Raw genomic sequence first — 10,934 nt, forward strand, 5'->3', positions numbered from 1 at the left:
ATACTAATTGATAGAAAATAATTTTGTTGAAATCGTTTTTTGAAAATTTCAATCAATTAAAAAATCCAAAATAAATTAATTTTGGATTTTCTATATAATAATTATTCAATTATTGACTTAATTTTTTGATATATTAAATCTATTGCCACATCATTATAGCCACCTTCAGGAATTATTATATCGGCATATTTTTTTGATGGCTCAATAAATTGTAGGTGGGCTGGTCTTACAGTTTTCATATATTGATAAATAACAGAATCCAAAGACCTTCCCCTTTCCTTTATATCCCTCAAAATTCTTCTGATTATTCTGACGTCTGAATCTGTATCAACAAAAACTTTTATATCTAAGAGATCTCTTATTTCTTCCTCTGATAAGATGAGTATTCCTTCTAAGATTACAACTTCCTTAGCCTCAACTAAAAGTGTCTCTTTTTTTCTGTTATGAAGTTCAAAATCATATAGTGGTTTTTCTATACTCTTTCCAGACTTCAAATCTTTTAGATGCTCAATCAAAAGTTTGTTATCAAAAGCAAAAGGATGGTCATAGTTTGTTTTTACTCTTTCTTCAAAGGAAATATTAGATTGGTCTTTGTAATATGAATCTTCTTCTATTACTGCTACATTTTCTTCCTTTATAAGTTCGACAAGTTTTTTTGTTACAGTTGATTTTCCACTTCCAGTGCCGCCTGAAATTCCAATCAATAATGTTTTATTCTTCATCTGCTCGTCTCCTAATTAAATATCCTTTTTTTAGAGGATATTGAGATTTTATCTTAAAAATTTGTTTAGCTTTATTTGCTACATCTATTTCATTATCCTTATCATCAGTCATATAATCAAGCTTTAATTTAAAATCTTTAATTCCTGGTCCAAAAATTTCTACATCTGTACCCTTAAATACCCTAGACCTTTCTTCGACTGTGGCAATCTTAGAATTTTCATCATAATCTAGAACTATACCTATAAAATCATATCCTCTAATATATGAATTTGTTTCATAAACTTGAGAATTTTCATTTGCCTTATTATAGAAAAATCCAGTTGTAAAATCTCTATGAGAAACTTTTTTTATTTCTTCCAAAAGGTAAGGGTCAAACTTATAATTTTCAGGGTCTTCATAGTATTTATCTATAGCCATCCTATATGATCTTACTACTGTTGCAAGATAATATTCACTTTTAACCCTACCCTCAATTTTTAGAGATTTAATTCCAGCTTCAATAAGATCTGGTATATGTTCAATCATGCAGAGATCTTTTGAATTCATGATAAAAGTTCCCTCGTCATGCTCTTCCAATTGGAAATATTCTCCAGGTCTTTTTTCTTCCATTAAATAATATTTATAACGACAAGGCTGAGCACAATCTCCCATATTTGCATCACGACCTGTCATATAATTTGATAATAAACATCTTCCAGAATATGACATACACATAGCACCATGGGCAAATGTTTCAATATCAATCTTATTCCCACACTCACCTATTATCTCTTTAATCTCTTTTAAAGAAAGCTCTCTTGCAAGCACAACTCTTTGAGCTCCCATTTTTTGCCAGAAACTTACTGTTGAAGAATTTGTAACTGAACCTTGAGTAGAAATATGAATAGGAAGCTTTGGTGCTGCCTCGTGAATTCTCATAAACATTCCTGGATCTGCTACTATAAGGGCATCAACGCCAATTTTTTCCAAATCTTTTACATATTCTTCTAAACCAGCTATATCTTTGTTGTGTGGAATTATGTTTAAAGTAACATGGATTTTTTTCCCTCTTTCATGGGCAAAATCAGCACCCTCTTTTATTTTATCAAGAGTGAAGTTTTTTGATGCTTTTCTTAACCCAAAACTCTCTCCACCAAGATAAACAGCATCTGCCCCATATTCTATAGCTGTCTTTAATTTATTTATATCACCCGCCGGTGCTAAAAGTTCTATTTTATCCATTAGCTCTCCTAACTAAAAGTAATCCATCACCAATCGGTACAATTGATGATATAAACTCATCATTTTTTTCTATTTTTTCTAAAAATTCTCTTAAGCGTCTGACTATTGTAATTTTTCTTCTTATTACCAAATCATCATTTGCAATCATACCTTTAAATAATACATTATCGCATATTATTAAACCATCCTTATTAAGATGATTTATGGCTTCTGCAAAATAATTTTCATATTGACCCTTTGCAGCATCTATAAATATTAAATCAAATGAATCTCTGGTCTTATTCAAAAAGACATAGGCATCTTCTAAAAAAACTTTTATCTTATCTTCTAAAGAAAAATCTTTAATATTTTCCATGGCAATTTTATACATTTCTTCTTTTATTTCTACACTAATATATTTTTCGATAAATGGTGAAGATTTTGTAAAAGAAATTGCAGAATATCCAATAGCTGTCCCAAGTTCTAAAACACTTTTAGGTTTTTTTGTAGAAATCAAAAATTTTATCAACGATTCTGTTTCTTCTTCCACTATAGGTACATGGTTGTCTTTTGCATATTCTCTTAATTTTTTTAGTTTTTCATCTTTGTCAACTATAAGTGACCTTATATAATTTTCAATATAATCATAATTTACATTTGTCATTTTATCACCATTTTATTTAGCATTAGCTATGCATTTTGAAAAATTTATAAAGCTTAAGCCCTAAAGATAAGTTTTTTTAAGGACAAGACCTTTAAAAAAAGGAATCTAATGATTCCTTAAACTTCCATAATTATTGGCAATATCATAGGATTTCTTTTTGTAGCCTGGAATATAAAAGATTTTAGTTCTTCTCTTATTTCAGTTTTTAAAGTAGTCCAATCTTTTAACTGTTTCTTTGTTGAGCTATCTAAAACTTTTTTAACTACAGACTTTGAATCCTCGATTAGATCACCTGATTCTCTAACATAAACGAAACCTCTGGAAATAATATCAGGTCCTGAAATTATTTCTCCGCTGCTTGATATAGATACAACTACAATTACAAGTCCATCTTCAGCCAAGTGTTTTCTATCTCTTAGAACAATATTTCCTACATCGCCTATGCCTAAACCATCGACTAAGACATTACCACTTGGAACATCACCAACTAATTTTGCTCCATCTTGACCTATTTCTAAACAGTTACCATTTTCCATAATAAAAATATTCTCAGGTTTTATCCCCATCTGTTCAGCTATTTCAGCGTGCTTCATTTGATGTCTTACTTCCCCGTGGGCAGGTATAAAATATTTAGGATTAACTAAATTTAAAATAAGTTTTAGTTCTTCTTGGCAAGCATGGCCTGAAACGTGAATTTCTGAAAGTGTTTCATAAATAACTTCAGCTCCGCTTTCAAGAAGCCTATTTATAACTTTTGACACATCAGTTTCATTTCCAGGAATTGGATTAGCTGAAAGAATGATAACATCATTTGGTGTGAGTCTAATCTTTCTATGTTCACCATAGGCAATTCTTGTCAAAGCGCTCATGGGTTCGCCTTGAGAACCTGTAGTTATAAGGACAAGTTCTGAATCATCATACTTACTCATATCTCTAATATCTACAAGAGTTCCCTTTTTAACCTTCAACTGGCCAAGCCTAACGGCAGTTTCTGTAACATTAACCATTGACCTACCGGAAAGTACAACTCTTCTTCCATATTTTTCAGCAGAATTAATTATTTGTTGGACTCTGTGGACATTTGATGCAAAAGTTGCAATTATAATCCTATTTTCTGTTAATTGCATGAATAGACGGTTGAAAGTTTCTCCAACTTTTGATTCACTCATTGTGTAACCTTCACGCAAAACATTAGTAGATTCCCCAATCATAGCTACAACACCTTTTCTACCAATTTCAGAAATTCTTGCCAAATCTATGGGCTTTCCTGAAATAGGTGTCATATCTATTTTAAAATCTCCACTGTGATATACATAACCAAGAGGTGTATTTATGGCAAGGGCTGTAGAATCAGGAATTGAGTGATTAACTCTTATCCATTCGACTTCCATTTTCCCAAGTTTAACAGTGTCACCCGCATTTACTACATGCAATCTTTTTTTAGATAAATTGTGTTCTTTATATTTATTTTCTAACAATCCAATTGTAAGAGGCGTTCCATATATATCCATATCTAACTTTTTGACAACATAAGGAATAGCTCCAATATGATCTTCATGACCATGTGTCAAAACAAGTCCTCTTATTCTATTTTTATTTTCTACAAGATAAGTTACATCAGGAATAACCACATCTATTCCTAACATCTCATCTTCAGGAAAGGTCATACCGCAATCGACAATAATAATATCATCTCTGTACTCAATTACAGTCATATTCTTTCCTATTTCATGTAATCCCCCTAAAGGAATTATCTTTAGCTTATTGCTGTTTTTCATCTACATCTCCTAATTTCTTTTGGCAGTCTTCGCAATAACCTATAAATTTAAGAGAGTGATCTATGATTTTAAATTTGTATTTTGTTGTAATTTCATTTTCAATTGCTTCTAATTTATCAACATTAACTTCAGTAATTTTTCCACAATTCAAACAAATAAGATGATGGTGCCTATGACCGGTTGATGAAAGTCTTAATTCATACCTTACAATATTATCCTCAAAGGTAATTTGGTCAAGTATTCCTAATTTATGAAATAATTGTAAAGTCCTATATACTGTAGCAATACCAATTTCAGGATTATCTTTTGATATGAATTTATAAACTTCTTCTGTTGTTAAGTGATCCTTAACATGGTCTACAAAAACTTTAAAAACTGTATCCCTTTGCCATGTGTACTTATAACCGTGTTCTTTTAAAATATCCTTAACCTTAAGTGCATTTAATTCCATACTATCACCTATTGTAAATTCTCGTTCAAAAGTTCTTCATAAACTTTTGATGCCTCTTCTAATTCTTCATCATCTATACCCTTAAGAGCTTCTTCTCCATTTTTATCAGTAAAAACTTTTAAAATATAGGTATAAGAATCTTCATCTTCAGCAGGGTGCATGGCAACATATGAGGTATCATCAATCGAAAATTTCGCATCAATAATAAATTCACAAGCTCTGCCTTTTTCATCATAAAATACTGTTTTTTCCATCATTACCCCCATCTGAAGAATCCATATACGTTTTAAGAATAAAAGCTGCCGCTATCTTATCAACATATTTTTTTCGATTTTCTCTTCTCACTGAAGCTTCCATTAATACATCCTTAGCCATAAGTGTCGTCATTCTTTCATCAACATAAACAAGTTCTAACCTGAATTTATTTTTTAATTTTTCTGAAAATTTTTGAACCATCTGACAAGTAGGACCGAGAGTATTATTCATATTTTTTGGAAGACCTACCACTATTTTCTTAACATCATATTTTTCAATTAAATCATGAATCTTGTCATACGCTTCTTTATTCGATGTTCTTTCAATAGTTTCTAAAGGTGTTGCTATAGTAAAAGTTTCATCACTAATCGCTACCCCTATCCACTTTTCTCCAACATCTAAGCCTAAAACTCTATTCATTAGATCACAACCTTATAGGTACATATTAAATATGTAAATATGAGATGGCAAAACCATCTCATATCCTTTCTAAATAAACTTTTAACATTTCTTTTAAAAGCTCATCACGCTCAATATCTTGAATTATGGACCTTGCATTGTCATGGCTGGTTATATATGTGGGATCACCAGACAATATATATCCAATAATCTGATCAACTGGGTTATAGCCTTTTTCTTCCAAAGCATTAAAAACTGTCTTTAAAACTTCCTTAATTCTTGACCTTTCCAATTTTTGCTTTTCAAATACTTGAGTATTCGTATCCTTTTGATCCATAACTACCTCCAAGTAAATTATATCATAAATAAATTATAATTGTATACTAAATTAGACCTTCTAAAGTTTTTAAGGCTTCAGAAACCTTTCCTAAATCACGACCACCGGCTGTAGCCATATCGGCTCTACCGCCTCCGCCGCCTCCGCAAACTTTAGATACTTCTTTTATAATCTTACCCGCAGAATAACCATTAGAAACTAAATCTTTTGAAAGTGCACAAACAAAATTTAGTTTTCCGTCATTTTCAGTTGCTAATAAAACTACAACAGAATTTAACTTGTTTCTAACCATATCCGCTATATCTCTTAAAGAATTAACATCTTTATCCTTAAATTTATGTGTTAGATAATTAATTCCATTCTTTTCTTTAACTTCATCCAAAATATTAGAAAGTTCATCCTTATCTGAAGAATGTTTTAAACTATCAATGGCTTTGTTAAGTTTTTTGATTTCATTTAAGCTAGAGCTTAATTTTTGTAAAATATCAGTCTTATTAGCCTTTAATTCATGTGCTATTTCATCTCTCAAATTAAGAGTGTCATTAAGCATTTTATATACAGCAGGACCAGTAACACCTTCAATTCTTCTTACACCACTAGAAACTCCACTTTCTGATAAAATCTTAAACATAGAAATTTCAGAAGTGTTTCTAACATGAGTTCCACCACATAGTTCTATTGAATAATCTCCCATGGAAAGAACCCTAACTATATCTCCATATTTTTCTTCAAAAAGTCCAACAGCACCAAGTTCTTGTGCGTGTTTTGGATTAGTAACTGTAGTTGTTACGCTGAGAGCTTCAAATATTTTTTGGTTGACCCTATCTTCAACTTTTTTTATTTCTTCTTGGCTCATAGCTTGATAATGAGTAAAGTCAAAACGTAGTCTATCAGCTTCAACAAGAGATCCTGCTTGATTAACATGATCACCTAAAATTTCCTTCAAAGCTTTGTGCAGAAGATGTGTTACAGAGTGATTTCTTCTAATATTATTTCTTCTTACAACATCAATTTCTGCAAAACATGGACTCTTAGTAACTTCTCCATCTAAAACTTCAACAATATGAAGGTGCAAGCCTTCTCTTGTTTTTTTAGTATCGATTACCCTACACTTGAAATCATCGCCATCAATATAACCGGTATCACCGACTTGACCACCACCTTCTCCATAGAAAGGAGTTTTATCTAAAATCAAAACTGCCTTTTCTTCTGGTCCAATATTTTGAACTTCATTATAATCTTTAAAAATTCCAATAATATTTGCTTGACACTTATCTTCTTCATATCCAACAAATTCATTTTTAAATTTTGTAAAAACACTTTCGTCTGTATGGGAATCCCAACCAATATTAGTATCTTTATGGGCATTTCTAGCTCTTTTCTTTTGTTTATCCATGTAGTCGTTGAAACCATCCATGTCCATTTCAAAGCCCTTTTCAGTTAATATTTCTTTAGTTAAATCTGGTGGAAAACCATAAGTGTCATAAAGTTTAAAGGAATCTTCTCCGCTTAAAATCTTTTCATTTGAAGATTTTAATTTTTCAATATATGAATCTAAAATGTTCATACCAGATTCAATGGTCATTTGGAATTTTTCTTCTTCACCCTTTATTACATCTTTAATTCTTTGGCTATTTTCTACAAGTTCTTTATAATTTTCTCCCCAAGATTTAATAATGAAATCACAAAGTTCATATAGGAAAGTTTTTTTAATTCCTAAAAGCCTACCGTGACGAGCAGCTCTTCTGATAAGACGACGTAAAACATATCCTCTTCCTTCATTAGATGGTCTTACAGTATCTCCAACTAAAAAAGTTATGGCCCTTATATGGTCTGTTATAACCCTTGTGGAAACATCAAGTTTTTTATCAGTTCCATATTTATAGCCTGAAATCTTTTCGATTTCATTGATAATTTCAGTTATTGCGTCAATTTCAAAAATATTATTAGTTCCTTGTAAAACTGTAGCAATTCTTTCAAGACCCATACCTGTATCAATATTAGGATGAGAAAGTGGAGTATAATTTCCCTTTTCATCCTTATCAAATTGAGTGAAAACAAGATTCCATACTTCTATAAACCTGTCGCCTTCACCACCCGGTCTTTCATCAATAGAGCCGTACTTAAGTCCTCTATCAACATAAATTTCAGTACAAGGACCAGACGGACCGACTTCAAGTTCCCAAAAATTATCTTCCTTACCTAAGCGAATAATTCTATCTTCAGCAATACCTATATCATTTTTCCAAATATTAAAAGCTTCATCATCATCTTTATATACAGTAACCCATAAATCATCTTTGTTAATTTCTAAATTTACTGTTAAAAATTCATAAGCCCAAGGAATTACTTCTTTTTTAAAATAATCTCCAAAGGAAAAGTTGCCGAGCATTTCAAAAAAAGTTGCATGTCGGTCCGTTTTTCCAACATTATCAATATCTCCAGTCCTAATACACTTTTGGCAAGTGGTTACTCTTTTACCAGGAGGAGTGGCTTCTCCTGTAAAAAATTTCTTCATTGGCGCCATACCCGCACCAATTAATAAAAGTGATTTATCATTCTTAGGAATTAATGAAAAGCTAGGAAGGACTTTATGTCCCTTCTTTTCAAAAAAACTAAGGAATTCTTTTCTAATTTCATGTAAGCCCAAATTTTTCATTCCACACCTCATCTAAAAAACTCCTCTAAAGAGTAGCAAACAATAATTATAAATAATTATAAAGTTTTTGAAAAAAAAAGTCAATTTAAAGGATTAAATCCCTAAAAATATGATATTATTTATACAAAAAAATATCAGCCACATCCTATAAGGATGGACTGATAGGCAAAACTTTTCACACCAGCATGTAAAGCTAAATAAAAAGCTTGCGTATTTATGTTTTTATTTAACTATCAAAGATGGGAATTTAATATAACCTTTTAATGCTTGACTTCTCTTATGTGTCTATTCTTATGTAAATAATTACCCTATTTTTCATTATTTCTATATTTATGCTTATTATTCTACACTCATTTTATATAATTCACTATACTCCTCAGAATTTTTTATCAGCTCATTATGAGTTCCAACTCCACTAATCACACCATCTTTTAAAATAACAATCTTATCTGCCTTATCTACATAAAGGATAAGTCATTATCACAATAACAGTGCGATACTAATCAAATCTTCCAAGAAACATAAACTCTCCAGTGAAGAAAGACAGTAACATCAGATTTTTCAAGTAGAAAGATCTATATAGAACATATAAATCGCTATTTAAAAAATTTTACATTTTATTTTCTCGCTATAGAAGTAGACAAAGAGGGTTTGCTTTGCGTATTTCTTTAATTTGTAGTATTTATAATCTCCAACATTACGCCATGAAACAGAGTTCTTATAATTTTATCCCATATTTTTACTTTTTATGATACATAATAATATTTTCAAAACTAAGTAAACTCAATTTTTCAAGGTCTCCAAATGACCGCTTTTATTTTCTCTAAATACGCTAGATCTCAAGAATGGAATTGATATAAGGAGTAGTATAATCGTTTGAACAGCTAATCCTTTATATCCAAAAGCAATGACAAATAGCCCCCATGCAGACATCACAGTATGCAAACCATGAATCAATACCATACACCATATACTGTGTGATTTTTCATAAAAATATGCAAACCAGATTGCATAAAATATTTCTGTTATGATTCTAAGCGTACATACAAATAGAAAATAGAATTCGAATGTATATCCAAAAGATTTGATAATCTCCGGCATCACCATAAAATACTCATTATTAAAATGCCATATTGCCCAAATGACTCCAAGTAAAACCACTCCACCTATTTTCCCAAATTTCTTCTGTAATCTTGGTTGCAAAAAAAATCTCCAACCATACTCTTCCCCAAATAATGTACAAAAACCAAAAATCGGCATCAATATATATACAAATCCAGGTCTAGAAATGGAACTGTCCTCTGTCAATGTTTTTAATAGCACATCAACACTAATATATTTACCTTGATAGTAGACGGTCTTGAAAAGGTCCGTATAAGAATAAAGTAAGTAAGCACTCAAAAATGTAACCGTAGATACAATCAATATTAAAATCATATAAAGAAACAACCATTTTAATGTTTTTTTGAAATTTCCTCCTCGTAACCCCCATTTTTCAGCAACTTTTTTATTCTCATTAAATAATAGCATTAAAAAAATGACTACTGAAAGATCAATAAATAGCTCTGCATAGACACTATAGATGATTCCCAAACAAACTAAACCGATTATAATAGCACCACAGATTATGTAGAAATGAAAACTACTTTGTGGATAATTTTTATATTTTAGTTTAATTGTAATCATAGCCGCCATAGCTGGAGTCAGAGTCTGAGTAGGATTAATTTGAAAATATTGCCCCATGAGTTTAAAATATGCTGCTGCACAAGTCAAAAGAAGTACCATAATAGATAGTATCATAAGAAAAAGCACTACATCATCAATTTCTTGAACACTCCTCATAAAAATTTGACAAAACTTGCTACACTGATCTGAATCAGGATTTTCTTCAGGTGTTACTATAAGGTAATTCGATGTATCTTGAATGCATTGATCTTGAACAAAATTATTTTCCTCACCAACATCTTCATTCAAATATAATTTTTTATCCATATCCTATCCTTTGTATATTTTCTAAATACCATCAAAAACGTTTTATCCATCCCTATATAAATGATAATTCGAAGCAGAATTATCACTTATTTTAATCCCAAGTTATTCAAAATAATAATTCTAAAAAATCTATTTAACATCTAATTTGTACACCATTTCCATTTCTTAAATGACAAGATCCTACTGGGTGATCTTTTGTTGGTGTTGGACAATCATCTGAACATTTTCCTTTAGTACAATTGTTTGTACAATTTTTTTCACTAATACATACCACACAACTACCACTTGGACAAACAAGTAAAGAAAGTGTTACTGTTGTAGTTGTTGTGCCCATAGTCTCATCCCCTGTGTCACTTGTAACCTTCATATCAAGATCAAAATCTTCATATTTCCCCATGACTTCCTCATTTTTAATTTTTCTGCTCCGAAATTATTATTTTCACCTTTTTATCTCTTTGTATGCAATCATACAAAGT

At 30.8% G+C, this 10,934-nt stretch carries 11 protein-coding genes; all 11 read right to left on the reverse strand.

Annotated features, from left to right (window positions below; all coding sequences use genetic code 11):
• Nucleotides 1-101: 101 nt before the first annotated feature.
• Nucleotides 102-722, reverse strand: a complete 621-nt coding sequence (udk, locus tag F594_RS0105660; protein ID WP_019034864.1) for a uridine kinase — start codon at nucleotides 720-722, stop codon at nucleotides 102-104.
• Complete coding sequence (locus tag F594_RS0105665; RefSeq protein ID WP_019034865.1) at nucleotides 712-1,944, reverse strand: peptidase U32 family protein; 1,233 nt, start codon at nucleotides 1,942-1,944, stop codon at nucleotides 712-714. The genes udk and F594_RS0105665 overlap by 11 nt, the downstream gene beginning before the upstream one ends.
• On the reverse strand, nucleotides 1,937-2,587 hold the full coding sequence (locus F594_RS0105670) for an O-methyltransferase (RefSeq protein ID WP_004825551.1): 651 nt from the start codon (nucleotides 2,585-2,587) through the stop codon (nucleotides 1,937-1,939). Before F594_RS0105670 ends, F594_RS0105665 begins: the two co-directional genes overlap by 8 nt.
• Nucleotides 2,588-2,703: 116 nt before the next feature.
• Nucleotides 2,704-4,365: a ribonuclease J gene (locus F594_RS0105675; RefSeq protein WP_019034866.1), complete on the reverse strand. Its 1,662-nt coding sequence runs from the start codon at nucleotides 4,363-4,365 to the stop codon at nucleotides 2,704-2,706.
• Entirely contained in the window at nucleotides 4,349-4,816 is a 468-nt protein-coding gene (locus F594_RS0105680; RefSeq protein ID WP_004825476.1) for a Fur family transcriptional regulator, read from the reverse strand. The genes F594_RS0105675 and F594_RS0105680 overlap by 17 nt, the downstream gene beginning before the upstream one ends.
• 8 nt (nucleotides 4,817-4,824) lie before the next feature.
• On the reverse strand, nucleotides 4,825-5,070 hold the full coding sequence (locus tag F594_RS0105685; RefSeq protein WP_019034867.1) for a DUF1292 domain-containing protein: 246 nt from the start codon (nucleotides 5,068-5,070) through the stop codon (nucleotides 4,825-4,827).
• The gene (ruvX, locus tag F594_RS0105690) at nucleotides 5,048-5,491 is read right to left on the reverse strand and encodes a Holliday junction resolvase RuvX (RefSeq protein ID WP_004825457.1); all 444 of its coding nucleotides are present in this window, start codon (nucleotides 5,489-5,491) and stop codon (nucleotides 5,048-5,050) included. Before ruvX ends, F594_RS0105685 begins: the two co-directional genes overlap by 23 nt.
• A gap of 58 nt (nucleotides 5,492-5,549) precedes the next feature.
• Complete coding sequence (locus tag F594_RS0105695; protein WP_009345551.1) at nucleotides 5,550-5,807, reverse strand: IreB family regulatory phosphoprotein; 258 nt, start codon at nucleotides 5,805-5,807, stop codon at nucleotides 5,550-5,552.
• 46 nt (nucleotides 5,808-5,853) lie between these two features.
• Nucleotides 5,854-8,478, reverse strand: coding sequence for an alanine--tRNA ligase (gene alaS / locus F594_RS0105700; protein WP_019034868.1), 2,625 nt, complete (start codon nucleotides 8,476-8,478; stop codon nucleotides 5,854-5,856).
• 771 nt (nucleotides 8,479-9,249) lie between these two features.
• Entirely contained in the window at nucleotides 9,250-10,458 is a 1,209-nt protein-coding gene (locus F594_RS0105705; protein WP_019034869.1) for a CPBP family intramembrane glutamic endopeptidase, read from the reverse strand.
• 133 nt (nucleotides 10,459-10,591) lie between these two features.
• Nucleotides 10,592-10,855, reverse strand: coding sequence for a hypothetical protein (locus tag F594_RS0105710; RefSeq protein WP_019034870.1), 264 nt, complete (start codon nucleotides 10,853-10,855; stop codon nucleotides 10,592-10,594).
• Nucleotides 10,856-10,934: the final 79 nt, after the last annotated feature.

The sequence above is a fragment of the Peptoniphilus lacrimalis DSM 7455 genome, from assembly GCF_000378725.1.
Classification (GTDB): domain Bacteria; phylum Bacillota; class Clostridia; order Tissierellales; family Peptoniphilaceae; genus Peptoniphilus_A; species Peptoniphilus_A lacrimalis.

Coding starts and splice junctions, on each gene's coding strand:
- F594_RS0105710 (WP_019034870.1), bottom strand. CDS start 10,855: ATGGGGAAATATGAAGATTTTGATCTTGATATGAAGGTTACAAGTGAC.
- F594_RS0105695 (WP_009345551.1), bottom strand. CDS start 5,807: ATGGATCAAAAGGATACGAATACTCAAGTATTTGAAAAGCAAAAATTG.
- F594_RS0105680 (WP_004825476.1), bottom strand. CDS start 4,816: ATGGAATTAAATGCACTTAAGGTTAAGGATATTTTAAAAGAACACGGT.
- udk (WP_019034864.1), bottom strand. CDS start 722: ATGAAGAATAAAACATTATTGATTGGAATTTCAGGCGGCACTGGAAGT.
- F594_RS0105705 (WP_019034869.1), bottom strand. CDS start 10,458: ATGGATAAAAAATTATATTTGAATGAAGATGTTGGTGAGGAAAATAAT.
- F594_RS0105665 (WP_019034865.1), bottom strand. CDS start 1,944: ATGGATAAAATAGAACTTTTAGCACCGGCGGGTGATATAAATAAATTA.
- F594_RS0105670 (WP_004825551.1), bottom strand. CDS start 2,587: ATGACAAATGTAAATTATGATTATATTGAAAATTATATAAGGTCACTT.
- F594_RS0105675 (WP_019034866.1), bottom strand. CDS start 4,365: ATGAAAAACAGCAATAAGCTAAAGATAATTCCTTTAGGGGGATTACAT.
- alaS (WP_019034868.1), bottom strand. CDS start 8,478: ATGAGGTGTGGAATGAAAAATTTGGGCTTACATGAAATTAGAAAAGAA.
- F594_RS0105685 (WP_019034867.1), bottom strand. CDS start 5,070: ATGGAAAAAACAGTATTTTATGATGAAAAAGGCAGAGCTTGTGAATTT.
- ruvX (WP_004825457.1), bottom strand. CDS start 5,491: ATGAATAGAGTTTTAGGCTTAGATGTTGGAGAAAAGTGGATAGGGGTA.